This is a genomic window from Pseudomonas sp. TE9122, from assembly GCF_056278925.1.
On the sequence record NZ_JBWBQI010000001.1, the window covers coordinates 3,265,101 to 3,281,720 of the forward strand.

The following is a 16,620-nucleotide window of genomic DNA, read 5'->3' on the forward strand; positions in this document are numbered from 1 at the left end:
CCCTGTGGGAGCGAGCCTGCTCGCGAAAGCGTCGTCCCAGGCGACACATACGCTGATGTCAGACCGCTTTCGCGAGCAGGCTCGCTCCCACATTTTGATCTCATTTTCAAATCAGGAATTGATTACCATGAACTACACCAATCCAAGCAAGCTGCAAGCCGCGATCCTCGACTGGGCCGGTACCGTGGTCGATTTTGGCTCGTTCGCGCCGACGCAGATCTTCGTCGAAGCCTTCGCCGAGTTCGATGTGCAGGTGTCGATCGAAGAGGCCCGTGGGCCGATGGGCATGGGCAAGTGGGATCACATCCGCACCCTCTGTGATCAGCCGCAAGTGGCCGAGCGTTATCGCAAGGTATTCGGTCGCACGCCGACCGACGATGATGTTACCGCTATCTACAACCGCTTCATGCCGTTGCAGATCGAGAAAATCGCCGAGCACTCGGCACTGATTCCCGGCGCGCTGGACGCCATCGCCCAACTGCGCGCACAAGGCATCAAGATCGGTTCCTGCTCCGGTTACCCGAAAGCGGTCATGGACAAAGTCGTCGAACTCGCCGCCAGCAACGGCTACGTCGCCGACCACGTGGTCGCCACCGACGAAGTGCCAAACGGTCGTCCATGGCCAGCGCAAGCGTTGGCCAACGTGATCGCTCTGGGCATCGACGATGTTGCAGCGTGCGTGAAGATCGACGACACCGTGCCGGGCATTCTCGAAGGCCGCCGGGCCGGCATGTGGACGGTTGCGCTGATTTGCTCGGGCAACGCGCTGGGTCTGGATTATGAGGGTTTCCGCGCGCTGGGCAGCGATGAACTGGCCAGCGAGCGCCAGCGCATCCACGCGCTGTTCGCAAGTTCGCGGCCGCATTACATGATCGACACCATCAGCGATCTGCCGGAAGTGATCGCCGACATCAACAAGCGTCTGGCCAACGGTGAGATGCCGCAAAACGCCTGAGGCCGATAACCGGAACACCGCTGATCCATGACAATCAGCGGTGTTTTTTTGCACTGTCTTAAATAAATATATTGCCCGGTTATTACTTACTCTGAAACAAGGTTGCCCTCTGCGTCGTACGCACTACCATCGGGATGTTTAACGCTTCCGTCAGGCAATTGTTCAGTACCATCTTCCCAGACAATACGGCCATCCGGATATTCAACGGTATTATCAGACCATACGATTCGCCCGTCCGGATACTCTACCCGGCCGTCGTCATATTGAATGATGCCGTCGGGACGCTTGATCGAAGTCTTATCAACGTCAACCACGCTACCGTCAGGCAGTGTGGTCGAACCATCGACATTGACGGTCGCACCGAGTGTTTGAATCAGCGTAATCAAGGCCACCGGATCGATGTTGATGTTAAGGGTCGGCCATGGCATTGGCGGACGCTTGGTATCGACCGGCGCCACTGGTTTGGTCGGTGCTACTGGCTTGGTTGGCGCCACTGGCTTGGTCGGCGCTACCGGTTTGGTTGGTGCCACTGGCTTGGTCGGCGCTACCGGTTTGGTTGGTGCTACTGGCTTGGTTGGTGCTACTGGCTTGGTTGGCGCTACCGGCTTGGTCGGCGCTACCGGTTTGGTTGGTGCTACTGGCTTGGTTGGTGCCACTGGTTTGGTCGGTGCTACGGGTTTGGTCGGTGCTACGGGTTTGGTTGGCGCCACTGGCTTTGGTGTAGTGGTAGTGGGGCGAGGCTTGGAGATCGGACTTTTCATATTCACACTCAAATTTACAAATATAATTATGATCTTTAATAACAAACTAAAGAGCCGAACCAACAATAATCACGCACAACAAACTATTCAAACCAAAAGAACCTACAAGATATAAGCAACATAGAGTTACGCCCACAGTTCAACGCACACCAACAACTTTAAATAAGCAGAAATAATAAACCGTACAAATAAGACTTTTGTGTGTTGCAAATATCATTACGCCGAAACGCTGGCATGTACTGATCGCGTCCATCGGCTATGTCATTGCAAATCCGCGTCGCCCCTGCAAGCCCCCCGTGTGGATAAAGATCAGACGCGTGCCGATGGCAAATTCGCCTGCTTCGACATGCTGCTTGAGCGCCAGCAAGGCCTTGCCGGTGTACAGCGGTTCCAAAGGGATGCCGCTGGTTTGCTCGGTCTGATCGATGAAGGTCAGCAACGCCTCGTCAACTTTGGCGAAACCACCACGGCTGGCGTCGATCAGTTGATAGCCCGCCGCATGCTCGGTGGCGGGCGCGAGGATCGACTCGATGTTCGGCGCTACGCCGTGATCATCCGGTACCGCCAGAGCACCGTACACCGCGCGCTTGCCTTGCTCGGCGAGCGCCAGCCCGGCCAGTGTCGTGCCGGTGCCACAGGCCAGCCACCAGGCGTCGAAATCATCCCAGCCCAGCTTGGCCAATTGCTCTTCGGCTTGCTGCCTGATCGCTGCGCAACCCAGTGCGCCGGCCAGTCCACCACCGCCCTCGGGCACTGCACGCAGCGTCGGATATTGCGCTTGCCATGGCGTCCAGAATCCCGCTTCGTGCCGCGCGCGATAGCCGGCGTAACCGAGCCAATGCAACTGCATGCCGAACGCTTGCAGATCCCGCACTGTCGGCGTGTCCTGCGGGTGCCCGCGCAGCAGTCCCACGGTTTTGAAACCCAGCCGTTTGCCCGCCGCCGCCAGCGCGTGCAGGTGATTGGAATGTGCACCGCCGAGGCTGATGATACCCTCGGCGCCGGCACGCTCGGCGGCTTTGAGGTGTTCGACGAGTTTGAACCACTTGTTGCCGCTGATCAGCGGGTCGATGCGGTCCAGGCGCAGGATCGCAACCTCGATGCCGGCAGCTGCAAGCCAGTCCAGATGGAGCGGTTCGAGAGGGGCCGGGGGTAGCCAGTTGGGGGGAGGCAAAAGCATGGGCACTGCACAATCTGGAAAAGACCACATACTAGTAGGAGCTGCCGCAGGCTGCGATCTTTTGATCTTGCTTTTGAAATCAGGATCAACAGATCGCAGCCTTCGGCAGCTCCTACAGAATGTGTTTACAACTCAGCCGCCAGCCGCGAACCCTGATTGATCGCGCGCTTGGCGTCCAGCTCCGCCGCCACATCCGCGCCGCCGATCAAGTGTACGTTCTGCCCGGCTTCAACCAGACCATCGTGCAACTCACGCAACGGATCCTGCCCCGCGCAGATCACGATGTTGTCCACTGCCAGCAGTTGCGGCTCGCCGGATTCGCCGATGCGAATGTGCAAGCCTTGGTCATCAATGCTCAGGTATTCGACGCTGTTGAGCATCTGCACCTGTTTGTTCTTCAGACCGGTGCGGTGAATCCAGCCGGTGGTTTTGCCCAGACCGTCGCCAACCTTGGTTTTCTTGCGCTGCAACAGGAACACCTCGCGGGCCGGCGCATGCGGTGCCGCTTTGATTCCCGCCACACCACCACGGGCCTCCAGTTGCGTGTCGATGCCCCACTCCTTCCAGAACGCCGCGCGATCAAGACTGGTGGCCACGCCTTGATGAACGAGAAATTCCGAGACATCGAAACCGATCCCGCCCGCACCGATTACCGCGACACGCTTGCCGACCGGTTTGCGCTCGAGGATCACGTCCAGATAACTCAGCACCTTGGCATTTTCGATGCCCGGAATCGCCGGCACGCGTGGGGCGATACCGGTGGCGAGAATGATTTCGTCGTAGCCGCCCTCAACCAACTTGGCCACGTCGACGCGGGTGTTCAGGCACACCTCGACATTGGTGGTTTGCAGCTTGCGGTTGAAGTAGCGCAGGGTTTCGAAAAATTCCTCCTTGCCCGGCACGCGCTTGGCAATGTTGAACTGGCCACCGATCTCACTGGCCGAATCGAACAACGTCACCTGATGACCGCGCTCGGCGGCCACGGTGGCGGCAGACAAGCCGGCAGGGCCGGCACCGACCACGGCGATTTTCTTGATCTGCTGCACCGGCAGGTAATTGAGTTCGGTTTCGTGGCAGGCGCGCGGGTTGACCAGGCAACTGGTGAGCTTGCCGCCAAAGGTGTGGTCGAGGCACGCCTGGTTGCAGCCGATGCAGGTGTTGATTTCGTCGGCGCGGCCTTCGGCGGCTTTGTTGACGAAGTCCGGATCGGCGAGGAATGGTCGGGCCATGGAGACCATGTCGGCATCGCCCTCGGCAAGAATCTGCTCGGCAATTTCCGGGGTATTGATGCGGTTGGTGGTGATCAGCGGGATGCTCACCGAGCCGCGCAACTTGGCCGTAACCTTGCTGAACGCTGCACGCGGAACCTTGGTGGCGATGGTCGGAATCCGCGCTTCGTGCCAGCCGATACCAGTGTTGATGATGGTCGCACCGGCCTGCTCGATGGCTTTGGCCAGCATGACGATTTCATCCCAGGTACTGCCACCTTCGACCAGATCGAGCATCGACAGGCGGAAGATGATAATGAAGTTCGGCCCGACCGCTTCGCGCACACGGCGGACGATTTCCACCGGCAAGCGCATGCGGTTTTCGTAGCTGCCACCCCAGCGGTCGGTGCGGTGGTTGGTGTGCGCGGCGAGGAACTGGTTAATGAAATAACCTTCCGAGCCCATGATCTCGACGCCGTCGTATTCGGCGGTTTGCGCCAATACCGAGCAGGTGACGAAATCACTGATCTGCTTTTCGATGCCCTCTTCGTCCAGCTCTTTGGGCTTGAACGGGTTGATCGGCGCCTGAATCGCGCTCGGTGCTACTTGTTTCGGGCTGTAGGCGTAACGCCCGGCGTGAAGAATCTGCATGCAGATCTTGCCGCCCGCCTCGTGCACCGCGCGAGTGACGATGCGGTGCTTGAGCGCCTCTTCCTCGGTAGTGAGCTTGGCCGCGCCGGAATACACGCCGCCCTCGTCATTCGGGCCGATGCCGCCGGTGACCATCAGGCCGACACCGCCACGGGCACGTTCGGCGAAGTACGCCGCCATGCGTTCGAAGCCACCCGGCTTTTCTTCAAGGCCAGTGTGCATCGAGCCCATCAGGGTGCGGTTGCGCAGCGTGGTGAATCCCAGGTCCAGCGGGGCCAGCAGATGCGGGTAATGAGCGGCGGTCATCGGTAACTCCACAACGAGCGATCACGGAAAAGTTGCGGGAGCTCTGCGTCCCCCGTCAGTCATGTTCGACAGACTAAGAGTCGCACCGCTGTCACTCAATGACCGTAACTGACAAGTTATTGATCCAAATGCGCAGCGCCCCTTGGCAACCCGGGCCATGAGCCCTACCCTAGTCGCCACATCCTGTACCCGGCTGTTGTTGGTTTTCATGCGCAAACTTCTGTATCTGTTTTTCTCCATGGCCCTCGTTGCCGCCCTGACCACCTATGCCATGTGGGCGGCAGACCGGCCGGCGGGACATTACCTGTCGGACCTGCGCATCAAGCTCGCCGTCAATCAGGGCACGCCCGGCGACCGTGGCAATCTGCTCGGCATCCAGCCCGAACTGTTCCCCACCGATTACCAAAGCTCCGCACGCCTGCACCGCAAACTCGCGGCGTATCTGCAGCAGGCCCGCGATCAGGGCTTGCTCAACGAAAAAACCGTGGTGGTGTTGCCCGAGCACGTCGGCACCTGGTTGATGATCAGCGGCGAGAAAGACGAGTTGTATCAGGCGCCAACGCTGGCGGAGGCAATGAACTGGCTGGCGGCGAGCAATCCACTGCTGTTTGCCCGAGCGTGGCTGCGGGCCAAGGGCGAGCAACGCCTGGATGACGCTTATCTGCGGATGAAAGCGAAGGCCATGGCCAAGGATTACCAGGCGCTGTTCGGCGGTCTGGCCAAGGAGTTCCAGGTCACCCTGGTGGCCGGCTCCATCGTGCTGCCGGAGCCAAGCATCCGCGACGGCCGGCTCAAGCCCGGCAGCGGCGCCCTGTTCAACAGCAGCGTGGTGTTTGGTCGCGACGGCGTACCGTTGGGCCAGCCGCAGCGGCAGATGCATCCGATCTTTGATCAGCAAGGTGTGATTCAAGCCGAAGACAAACACGCCATACAGGTCGTCGACACACCGGCCGGACGCCTGGGCATCCTGATCGGCAGTGACAGCTGGTACCCCGCCAACTACCGCACCCTCGATGAGCAAGGCGCGCAACTGGTGGCGGTGCCGGCGCAGGTTATCGGCCAAGGCGCCTGGGACAAGCCATGGCGCGGCTACAAGGGTTCAAGCACGCCGGGCTCGGTCAGCCTCAAGCCCGGCGACCTCAGTGAAGGTCAGGCCTGGCACCGACTGACCCTCACCGCACAACCACCGAGCAGCCGCGCGATTGCCGGCGTCAGTGTGTTCATGCGCGGGCAGTTCTGGGATAAGTCGAGTACCGGCACAAGCTTCCTCAGCAGCAACGGCCAGCAGTTCGCCGATGGCGAGGCCCGTGGTGCGCGCTTGCTGAACGTCTGGCTGTAAACCATGAAGCCGCAGCCGATGCGCCTCGGGGATCTGTCGGTGGGTTTCGTCCATAGTCTGGCCGACGCCGTGCGCAGCCACGACGTCGATCCGCTGCCCCTGCTTGAACAATATGGCCTTGATGCAGCGCGACTGGCCGAGGCCGGGGCGCGCTTGTCGATCCCGCGTTATATGCGCCTGGGCCATGCGGCGATTCAACTCACCGGCGACCCGGCCCTGGGCCTGCGCATGGGCCGGATGATCCGCTTGAATCAGGCCGGTCTGGCCGGCATCACTGCGGCGCAAGCACCCACCGTGCGTGAAGCGGCCCGCTGCCTGACGCGCTTCGAGCCGCTTTACGGCTCGAACTATCGCGGGCAGTCCAGTTTTCATGAAGATGCCAACGGTGCCTGGTTGCGCTTCTACTCGATCAGCCCATACAACGCCTATAACCGCTTCGTGGTCGACTCGATCCTCGCCGGATGGCTGCATCAGTTGTCGAGCCTTTGCGGCGAAACGTTGCGCGCCGAGCGAATTGAAATCGAATTCGAAGCGCCGGATTACCGCGAAGCCTACACAATGCTCGGTGACTGCCCGATCCAGTTCAGCGCCGAGCGCAACCAACTGCGCCTGAGCCTGAGCAGCCTCGCCCTGCGCAACCCTGAACATTGCCCGAGCACCTGGCGACATCTGCTGCAATTGTGCGAGCGGGAGCTGGAACAACTGACCCGCACCCGCAGCCTGCGCGAGCGCATCACTCAGTTGCTCGGCCCGCTGCTCAATGGCGGCCGCGAGCCGGACCTTGAAGAAGTCGCGGCACGCCTGAAACTGCCGACCTGGACCTTGCGCCGCAAGCTCACTGAGGAAGGCACGCAATTTCGCGCGATCCTCAATGACACACGCCGCGATTTGGCGATGACCTACATCCGCGACACCGAACTGGCGTTCGGCGAAATCGCGTACCTGCTGGGCTTCGCCTCAGCTGAAGCCTTCCAGCGCGCATTCAAGCGCTGGAGCGGGCAGACGCCCGGCGAATCCCGACGAAATTACCGCTCGGGGGCCTGAAGCTCAGAGTTCCGTCGCGTCGTCAGCCGGTTCTGGTTGATCCAGTTCAAAGGCCTGGTATTCAAGCAGTTCTTCCTGATACTCATCCATCGTATGAATCCCCCAACTGCTCGCTATGAAAATGGCCTGATCAATCGACCTGTGCCCCGAGCATAAAGTGCCCGTGTGAAGGAAAAGTGAAACGCTGCCTTCATGAATAAAACGTAGCAGGTGGTTGGGGATTTATCGCGGCGATGATGCCGCAGGTGTGTAACCAGATTTTAAGCCAACCCGAAAACCACTGTGGGAGCGAGCCTGCTCGCGAAGCGGTGTGTCAGTCTAATCATCTGTCGACTGATACACCGCTTCGCGAGCAGGCTCGCTCCCACAGGGTTTCGCTTGGTTTCTTATTGGCCCGAAGCCGGCATCGCCGGAATCGGCTCGGATGGTGGCGGAATATCCGGGTTGGTCGGCGGAGTGATGGTTTCGCTGGCCGGCGCTGGCTCTTCCACGGGCGCTGGCGCAGGCGTAATCGGCGTCGACTCCGCTGGGGGCACCATCGGTTCGGAACTCACTGGCGCGGTTTCAACCGGGGCCGGTGCAGTTTCCGCAGCCGGCACGGGGACCGGTTCCGCTGCAGGTGTCGGCGCCAGAGGCGCAGGTGCAGGTGCCGCTTTTGGTTCTGGCACACCAAGATCGGTTTTCGGCTTTTCTTCGATGTGTGCAGCTTTCTTCGCATCGGCGGGCAGGAACTGCTCCACCAGCGTGAAGAAACGCTCGTAGAACTTCTGCGCAATGACCGTCTCACTGGCGACCTTGACCATCGAGTCGTCCGAGGAGCCGATCGGCATCGACACCGAGCCCAACACACCAACCCCGAGGCTGGCCGAGTTGTTGGTCTTCTTCAGCGCATAACGGTCCTGCAAGGCGTTGGCGAACACCGTCGCATGATGCCCGGCGCTGCCATCTTCGGCGCAGACCACGTTGAAGCTGATCTCGAGGTGCGTCTCGCCGGTCTGCTGGAAGCTCTTGTGCCCGCTGACCAGCTTCGGATCACTGCTGGTAATGATGTAGCCCTGACTGAGCAACGCGCGCCGGGCCGCTTCGCAACTGGCGGTGTCGGTTACCGGGTAATTGCGCGAAAAGGTGCCGGAGTCATCGAAGTTCTCATGCTCATAGATCGGCTTGTCCTTCGAACAACCGGCCACCGCAGTCAATAACAGCGCCAGCCCGACAACACGCATGGGAGTGGAAATCAACATTGAACATCCTGAGGGAAAACAGTCCGGGGCGTATTGTGCAACAGATCGTTGCCCCATGGCGCATGGAATAGTGTCAAGAATCGGTTACAACTTTACCGGTCATGGCCGTCAGGAAAAAGCCGCGTGGACAAATGATCGATCAACGCGCGCAATTTCGCCATGGCTTGTCGGCTCGACGGCCATAACACCCCAGAACCGACCGGCGTGTTCTAAAGCAAAAGAAAGGTAAAAACTCAAGATCAGGTCGGCTGCCAAGCCGCCTTCGCGAGCAGGCTCGCTCCCACAAAAGCAAAAGCAAAGCAGCGCAGCTGCCCGCGGCAAAGCCGCCCCACTCAACAATGAGCGCAAGCTCGAGTGCTTTTGATCTTGCTTTTGATCCACCGGCGACATCGGAAGGCTGAGTGGAGGGATTGATCCGGGCGTGGGAGCGCAGCGACCGTCTGGCGCAGCCAGACACAGCGGAAGGAGGTGCAGCGAAGCAAACCGGAGCCGCTGCGCCTGGATCGATCCCGCAGCGAAGGAACCCGAGCCTGCGAGGGCCGAACGTAGGAGCAAGCCTTTTTGGGTACTTTTTCGGCGTCTGGAAAAAGTGCCTCGCCGTAAGGGCGAAACCGCCAGCCGCCGCACCCGAAGAAACGGATATTCACCCAAACCACCCAGAGCATGGCCGGCCCAAAGGCCGCCAAGCCACCAAAAACAAAAAAGCCCCGACCATCAGGCCGGGGCTCCTTCAAACGTCAGTCAAAAGATCAGAACCGCTCGATCTTCGCCTCAGCTTCCAACTGCTTGCGATACGCCGCAAAGTCCTGCTGGCCCTCACGGGAAGCGAGGAAACGACGATATTGCGCTTTCTCTTCTTCCGTCGGTGCAGCTGCTTCATTGACGCCATTCAGACGCACAATCATCAGGCTGCCATCCGGCAAGGTAACGCTGGAGAACGTCGGCTTGTCCTTGGCAGCCGGCTTCGGCATACGGAACAGTGCCTGCAGCACAGCCGGATCAACCCCTTCCTGACCACGGGTGGCCGCTTCGGTGATCTTCCAGTTCTGACCGTCAATGGCCTTGTCCAGCGGCGCCTTGCCGTCGCGCAGATCAGCGATCAGCTTCTCGGCGCGGGTCTTGGCCTCGGCACTGGCGTGCTCCTTGGTCAACTGAGTGCGGATCGCCGCGCTCACGCTTTCCAGTGGCAATTGCGCAGGCTTGAGATGCTCCTTGGCGCGCAGCACGATCACGGTTTCCGGGTCCAGCTCGATGGCGGTGCTGTTGGCACCTTCATCAATCACTTCCGGACTGAACGCGGCAGTGACCACGGCACGGTTGGCTGCAACACCTTCGCCACCTTCACGGCCGAACGGCTTGGAAGTATGCACGGTCAGTTTCAGATCTGCTGCTGGCTGCGCCAGGTCAGAAGCTTCGAACGCCGAGTCTTCCAGTTGTTTGGTCGCCTCAACAAAACGCTGCTCGACCTGAGCGGCTTTCAGCTCGCGGGTCAGCTTGTCTTTCAGGCTGGCCAGGGTCGGCACTTCAGGCGCTTCCACGCCCAACAGCTTGATCAGGTGATAACCGAAGTCGGTACGAATCGGCTCGGACACCTGGTCTTTCGACAAGGAGTACAGCGCTTTTTCGAAAGCCGGGTCGTAAACGCCAGGACCGGCATAACCAAGGTCACCACCATTGTTGGCGGAACCCGGATCCTGCGAGAACTCCTTGGCCAACGCTTCGAACTTCTCGCCCTTGGCCAGACGCGCCTGGACTTCGTCGATCTTCGCCTTTGCCTGCGCTTCGGTAGTCTTGTCGTTCACTTCGATGAGGATGTGCGCGGCACGACGCTGTTCCGACAGGTTGGCGATCTCTTTCTGGTAAGCCGCCTCAAGATCTTCATCCTTGACCGCAACCTGATCGAAGAACGACGATTTCTTCAGCTCGACGTAATCGATGATCACCTGATCCGGCGTCATGAATTCCTTGGCGTGCTCGTCGTAGTAAGCCTTGACCTCGTCATCGGTCAGCTTGACCGCAGCCGGGTCGGCCTTGACGTTAAGAGTAGCGAAATCACGGGTCTGTTTTTCCAGACGGGCAAAAGCCAGCACTTCGGCGTCGGTGACGAAACCGCTGCCGGCAACACCAGCGCGCAACTGGCCGATAAGCATTTCCTGAGCCAGCATCTGACGGAACTGCATGCGGCTGTAGCCCAGTTGACGGATCACCTGGTCGAAGCGCTCGGAGCTGAACTTGCCGTCGACCTGGAATTCAGGCGTCTGCAGGATCACTTGATCCAGCGCGGCTTCGGAGAACGAGAACTTCGCCTGTTCGGCGCCTTGCAGCAGCAACTTGCGGTCGATCAGGCCTTTGAGCGCCGATTCGCGGAGCATTTTTTCGTCGAGCAAGGACGCATCGAAGTCCTTGCCCAGTTGTTGCATCAGCTGACGGCGTTGCATATCAACGGCCTGGCTCAGCTCGTTCTGGCTGATTTCGTCACCGTTGACCTTGGCCGCCTCGTTCTTGTGAGTCGTGGCCTGGAAAATGGCATCGAAACCGGTCAGGGCCATCAGTGCAACGATGACCCCGATAATGGTCTTGGCAATCCAGCCTTGTGAATTGTCCCTGATATTTTGCAGCATGCGTCCCCCAGAAACGGTTGAACTTCAATTTAGGCAACCGTGGAGCGTGGGTAGAATCCGGATAGAAGAAAGGCGCATCCGAGGATGCGCCTTCTCGTAACTGGCGGAGCGGACAGGGCTCGAACCCTCGATCCCGGCGTTACAGGTGCCTGTTCCAGCCACCTGCTCTACCGCTCCGCTGCCAAGTCAGGCTTGACCCCGACCCGGATGGGTAAAAACCTGGAAACTCAGTTAACAGCTTCTTTCAGCGCTTTACCGGCTTTGAAACCTGGCTTCTTGGCAGCCGGGATTTCCAGAGACTTGCCAGTTTGCGGGTTGCGACCGGTACGAGCCGGACGGTCAGTCACGGAGAAAGTACCGAAACCAACCAGAACAACGGAGTCGCCAGCCTTCAGAGCGCCAGTGACGGATTCGATTACAGCGTCCAGCGCACGGCCAGCAGCAGCTTTCGGGATATCAGCGGATGCAGCGATAGCATCAATCAGTTCCGACTTGTTCACTCTAAGTCCCCTTATATCTATTTTGAGATGTTTCTAAGTTTTTTGGTGAAAGCAAAAACGAGTGCTGAATGGCCTACAGACACTTAAGAGCCGCTTTATAACAAGGGCTCTAAAATGCTGTCAAGGAAAGCCCCCCAGGCTAAAACGTATTAATGCGTGCTAATTCTTTCCTTGGCATCAGACTCGCGTTTTTCGTCCTTGGCAACTATCTCCGGAGCCACATCCGGCAAGGGCTCCGGCGCGTATTGCAGCGCAATTTGCAGGACCTCGTCAATCCATTTAACCGGCTTGATCTGCAGATCCTGCTTGATATTGTCAGGAATCTCCTTCAGATCGCGGACGTTTTCTTCCGGAATAATCACAATCTTGATTCCGCCACGATGTGCCGCCAGCAGTTTTTCTTTCAAACCGCCAATTGCCAGCACTTGCCCACGCAGAGTGATCTCACCGGTCATGGCGACATCGGCGCGCACCGGAATACCGGTCAATGCCGAAACCAGCGCCGTGCACATACCGACGCCAGCACTTGGGCCGTCTTTCGGCGTAGCACCTTCCGGCATGTGAATGTGCGTGTCGCGCTTCTCGTGGAAGTCCAGCGGGATGCCCAGACTCTTGGCGCGGCTGCGCACAACGGTCTGTGCGGCAGTGATCGATTCGACCATCACATCACCCAGCGAACCGGTCTTGATCAGTTGACCTTTACCCGGAATCACTGCGGCTTCGATAGTCAGCAATTCACCGCCAACCTGAGTCCACGCCAGGCCAGTCACCTGCCCCACCTGATCCTGCTGCTCGGCCAGGCCGTAGCGGAACTTGCGCACGCCGAGGAAATGCTCGAGCAGGTCAGCTGTCACTTTTACCGAGAAGCGTTTTTCCAGCGCATGCTCTTTGACTGCCTTGCGGCAGACCTTGGCGATCTGTCGCTCGAGCCCCCGCACGCCCGCTTCACGGGTGTAATAACGGATGATGTCGCGAATCGCTTCCTCATCGAACTCCAGCTCGCCCTTCTTCAGACCATTGGCGGCGATCTGTTTCGGCGAGAGGTATTTCACAGCGATGTTGATCTTCTCGTCTTCGGTGTAACCCGGCAGACGGATGACTTCCATCCGGTCCAGCAGCGCTGGCGGGATATTCATCGAGTTCGAGGTGCACAGGAACATCACATCAGAGAGGTCGTAATCGACTTCCAGATAGTGATCGTTGAAGTTGTGATTTTGCTCGGGATCAAGCACTTCCAGCAACGCCGAAGCCGGATCGCCACGCATATCGCTGCCCATTTTGTCGATTTCATCGAGCAGGAACAGCGGGTTGCGTACGCCCACTTTTGTCATCTTTTGAATCAATCTACCCGGCATCGAACCGATGTAAGTCCGGCGGTGACCACGAATTTCCGCTTCGTCACGCACGCCGCCCAAGGCCATACGTACGAATTTGCGATTGGTGGCGTGGGCAATCGATTCCGCCAGCGAGGTTTTACCCACACCTGGAGGACCAACCAGGCACAACACCGGGCCACGGATTTTCTTCACGCGCTTCTGCACGGCGAGGTATTCAAGGATGCGCTCCTTGACCTCTTCGAGGCCGTAGTGATCGGCGTCGAGAATGTCTTCTGCACGGGCCAGGTCGAGGCGTACTTTGCTCTGCGCCTTCCACGGCACCTGCACCAGCCAGTCGATGTAGGAACGCACCACAGTGGCTTCAGCCGACATCGGCGACATCTGCTTGAGCTTGTTCAGCTCAGCGGTGGCCTTGGCCAGCGCGTCTTTCGGCAAGCCGGCAGCATCGATGCGCTTTTTCAGCTCTTCGATTTCGTTGTGGCCTTCGTCGCCGTCACCGAGTTCTTTCTGAATGGCCTTCATCTGCTCATTCAGGTAGTACTCGCGCTGGCTGCGCTCCATCTGCTTTTTGACGCGACCGCGAATGCGCTTTTCAACCTGCAGCAGGTCGATTTCGGCATCCAGCAGCGCCAGCACGTGCTCGACACGGGCCGACAGATCGATGATCTCGAGGATTTCCTGCTTCTGCTCGATTTTCAGCGCCATGTGCGCGGCCATGGTGTCGACCAGACGACCGGGCTCATCGATGCTGTTGAGCGACGACAGGACTTCAGCCGGAACCTTCTTGCCCAGCTGGACGTATTGTTCGAACTGCGACAGCAGCGTGCGCACGAAGACTTCCGACTCGCGCTCGGCGGCGTCGACTTCTTCGATCAGAGAAACTTCGGCGCGGCAGTGGCCATCGACTTCGCTGAAGCGCTCGACAGTACCACGCTGCTCGCCTTCGACCAGAACCTTGACGGTGCCGTCAGGCAGCTTCAGCAGTTGCAGAACCGTGGCAATTGTACCTACGCGATAGAGAGCGTCTTCACCGGGATCATCGTCAGCCGGGTTTCGCTGGGCCAGCAGCAGAATCTGCTTGTCACCCGTCATCGCTGCCTCGAGGGCTTCGATGGATTTCTCGCGCCCCACGAACAGCGGGATAACCATGTGCGGATAAACCACGACATCACGCAATGGCAGGAGAGGCAATTCGATGGTTGTCTTCATGATTTCGCCTCTACGGCGGCCGTATGGCCGTAATCAGATGGAATTAAGCTTGAAACCAAGATGGGGGCTGCCTCGAAAAAAAACAAGCGCAAAGCGGAGGTAAAAAACGACTTAAAAAAAAAGAGGCCCGAAGGCCCCTTCTTTGTTGCGGCGCTGTGAACGCTTACGCGTCCGGCGCTGCCTTGGCCGTCGGCTCACTGTTTTCGTAGATATACAGTGGCTTGGACTTGCCTTCGATCACGCTTTCATCGATCACGACTTTGCTCACCTCGGACTGCGAGGGGATTTCATACATCGTGTCGAGCAATACACCTTCGAGAATCGAACGCAGGCCACGGGCACCGGTTTTACGTTCCAGGGCACGCTTGGCGACCGATTTCAGCGCGTCGGAACGGAATTCCAGATCCACGCCTTCCATCTCGAACAGCTTGGCATACTGTTTGGTCAGAGCATTTTTCGGCTCGGTGAGGATTTGCATCAGCGCAGCCTCGTCGAGCTCGTCCAGTGTCGCCAGGACCGGCAGACGACCGACGAATTCCGGGATCAGACCGAACTTGACCAGATCGTCAGGCTCGACTTCACGCAGGGATTCACCGACTTTCTTGCCCTCTTCCTTGCTGCGCACTTCGGCATTGAAGCCGATGCCGCCTTTGGTGGAACGGTTCTGAATGACCTTTTCCAGGCCGGAGAACGCACCACCGCAGATGAACAGGATGTTACGGGTGTCGACCTGCAGGAATTCCTGCTGCGGATGCTTGCGGCCACCTTGCGGCGGTACCGAAGCGACCGTGCCTTCGATCAACTTGAGCAAGGCCTGCTGCACGCCTTCACCGGAAACATCGCGGGTGATCGACGGGTTGTCGGACTTGCGGGAAATCTTGTCGATTTCGTCGATGTAGACAATGCCCATCTGGGCTTTCTCTACGTCGTAATCGCACTTCTGCAGCAGCTTCTGAATGATGTTCTCGACATCTTCACCCACGTAACCGGCCTCAGTGAGGGTGGTTGCGTCGGCAATGGTGAACGGAACGTTCAGCAAGCGGGCCAGTGTTTCGGCCAGCAGGGTTTTACCGGAGCCTGTCGGGCCGATCAGCAGAATGTTGCTCTTGCCGAGTTCGACGTCGTCAGCCTTTTTGTCACGCTGGTTCAGGCGCTTGTAGTGGTTGTACACCGCTACGGCCAAAACCTTTTTCGCACGCTCCTGACCAATGACGTACTGGTCAAGGATGCCGCTGATTTCTTTAGGCGAAGGCAATTTATGCGCGCTGCTTTCGGCCTGTGCTTCCTGCACCTCCTCGCGGATGATGTCATTGCACAGGTCGACGCACTCGTCGCAGATAAAGACCGAGGGGCCGGCAATCAATTTGCGCACTTCATGCTGGCTTTTGCCACAGAAGGAGCAATAGAGCAGCTTGCCGTTGTCCTCGCCGTTGCGGGTGTCAGTCATTCGTTCGATCCAAATCCGATAGGCTTGCAACACAAGATGAAGGCTATTGCGGGCTTTTTCAAGCCCGCCGCTGATCGGACATGCCGATCAGGCCTGTTTTGCGCTGCTTATATTAAGCTGGACGCTGGTTGATCACTTCGTCGATCAGGCCGTATTCCTTCGCAGCTTCGGCACTCATGAAGTTGTCGCGATTGGTATCGCGCTCGATTTCTTCCAGAGTACGGCCGCTGTGCTTGGCCATCAGCATGTTCAGACGCTCGCGGATGAAGAGGATTTCCTTGGCGTGGATTTCGATGTCCGACGCCTGGCCCTGGAAACCGCCCAGTGGCTGGTGAATCATCACGCGCGAGTTCGGCAGGCAGAAACGCTTGCCCGGTGCACCTGCGGTAAGCAGGAATGCGCCCATGCTGCACGCCTGACCGATGCAGGTGGTCGACACGTTCGGCTTGATGAACTGCATGGTGTCGTAGATCGACATGCCGGCAGTCACCGAACCGCCCGGCGAGTTGATGTACAGATGGATGTCCTTGTCCGGGTTTTCCGCTTCAAGGAACAGCAGTTGCGCACAGATCAGGTTGGCCATGTAGTCCTCTACCGGGCCCACCAGAAAGATCACTCGCTCCTTGAGCAGGCGCGAGTAGATGTCGTAGGCGCGTTCGCCACGAGCGGACTGCTCGACAACCATCGGGACCAGGCCGCCGGCGGCCTGGATATCAGAGTTCTGCTGAATATAAGAATTACGGAACATGCTCTGCAGTCGCTCCCAAATAGTTATGTCTTGAATACGCATAAGCCAGCTCGAGAGCTGGCTTATGGTGTGC

Annotated in this window: 13 protein-coding genes; 4 read left to right on the forward strand and 9 right to left on the reverse strand. The window is 58.7% G+C overall.

The features are described from left to right. Positions 1-127 precede the first annotated feature (127 nt). Entirely contained in the window at positions 128-955 is an 828-nt protein-coding gene (gene phnX, locus ACZ9BE_RS14610) for a phosphonoacetaldehyde hydrolase (protein ID WP_095182103.1), read from the forward strand. Between the two features lie 86 nt (positions 956-1,041). On the opposite strand, the gene ACZ9BE_RS14615 is transcribed toward phnX, so the two are convergent. Next, the gene (locus tag ACZ9BE_RS14615) at positions 1,042-1,383 is read right to left on the reverse strand and encodes a hypothetical protein (protein ID WP_143498023.1); all 342 of its coding nucleotides are present in this window, start codon (positions 1,381-1,383) and stop codon (positions 1,042-1,044) included. Here ACZ9BE_RS14615 and ACZ9BE_RS14620 point away from each other — a divergent pair. After that, a complete protein-coding gene (locus tag ACZ9BE_RS14620; RefSeq protein WP_476249615.1) occupies positions 1,361-1,831 on the forward strand; it encodes a hypothetical protein in 471 nt (156 codons plus the stop codon). The genes ACZ9BE_RS14615 and ACZ9BE_RS14620 overlap by 23 nt on opposite strands. A 141-nt stretch (positions 1,832-1,972) precedes the next feature. Here the strand turns inward: ACZ9BE_RS14620 and ACZ9BE_RS14625 are convergent, their stop codons facing one another. Both ACZ9BE_RS14625 and ACZ9BE_RS14630 read right to left on the reverse strand, forming a co-directional pair. Next, the gene (locus ACZ9BE_RS14625; protein WP_476249616.1) at positions 1,973-2,896 is read right to left on the reverse strand and encodes a 1-aminocyclopropane-1-carboxylate deaminase/D-cysteine desulfhydrase; all 924 of its coding nucleotides are present in this window, start codon (positions 2,894-2,896) and stop codon (positions 1,973-1,975) included. 125 nt (positions 2,897-3,021) lie between these two features. Further along, complete coding sequence (locus tag ACZ9BE_RS14630) at positions 3,022-5,061, reverse strand: NADPH-dependent 2,4-dienoyl-CoA reductase (protein ID WP_056788766.1); 2,040 nt, start codon at positions 5,059-5,061, stop codon at positions 3,022-3,024. Between the two features lie 208 nt (positions 5,062-5,269). Here ACZ9BE_RS14630 and ACZ9BE_RS14635 point away from each other — a divergent pair, with 208 nt between their 5' ends. Beyond that, positions 5,270-6,400: a nitrilase-related carbon-nitrogen hydrolase gene (locus ACZ9BE_RS14635; RefSeq protein WP_476249617.1), complete on the forward strand. Its 1,131-nt coding sequence runs from the start codon at positions 5,270-5,272 to the stop codon at positions 6,398-6,400. Positions 6,401-6,403: 3 nt separating this feature from the next. After that, positions 6,404-7,444 (forward strand): AraC family transcriptional regulator, encoded by a 1,041-nt coding sequence (locus tag ACZ9BE_RS14640; RefSeq protein ID WP_252876591.1) that lies wholly within the window; start codon positions 6,404-6,406, stop codon positions 7,442-7,444. Between the two features lie 386 nt (positions 7,445-7,830). Here the strand turns inward: ACZ9BE_RS14640 and ACZ9BE_RS14645 are convergent, their stop codons facing one another. From ACZ9BE_RS14645 to clpP, 6 genes are all read right to left on the reverse strand, one after another. After that, a complete protein-coding gene (locus ACZ9BE_RS14645) occupies positions 7,831-8,685 on the reverse strand; it encodes a DUF2242 domain-containing protein (protein ID WP_252886453.1) in 855 nt (284 codons plus the stop codon). Positions 8,686-9,434: 749 nt separating this feature from the next. Continuing rightward, positions 9,435-11,306: a SurA N-terminal domain-containing protein gene (locus ACZ9BE_RS14650; RefSeq protein WP_150634904.1), complete on the reverse strand. Its 1,872-nt coding sequence runs from the start codon at positions 11,304-11,306 to the stop codon at positions 9,435-9,437. A gap of 227 nt (positions 11,307-11,533) precedes the next feature. Then, a complete protein-coding gene (locus tag ACZ9BE_RS14655) occupies positions 11,534-11,806 on the reverse strand; it encodes an HU family DNA-binding protein (protein WP_016775333.1) in 273 nt (90 codons plus the stop codon). Between the two features lie 149 nt (positions 11,807-11,955). Then, positions 11,956-14,352: an endopeptidase La gene (gene lon, locus ACZ9BE_RS14660; RefSeq protein ID WP_016775334.1), complete on the reverse strand. Its 2,397-nt coding sequence runs from the start codon at positions 14,350-14,352 to the stop codon at positions 11,956-11,958. 163 nt (positions 14,353-14,515) lie between these two features. Then, the gene (gene clpX, locus ACZ9BE_RS14665) at positions 14,516-15,799 is read right to left on the reverse strand and encodes an ATP-dependent Clp protease ATP-binding subunit ClpX (RefSeq protein ID WP_016775335.1); all 1,284 of its coding nucleotides are present in this window, start codon (positions 15,797-15,799) and stop codon (positions 14,516-14,518) included. A gap of 112 nt (positions 15,800-15,911) precedes the next feature. After that, the gene (clpP, locus tag ACZ9BE_RS14670; protein ID WP_016775336.1) at positions 15,912-16,547 is read right to left on the reverse strand and encodes an ATP-dependent Clp endopeptidase proteolytic subunit ClpP; all 636 of its coding nucleotides are present in this window, start codon (positions 16,545-16,547) and stop codon (positions 15,912-15,914) included. Positions 16,548-16,620 lie beyond the last annotated feature (73 nt).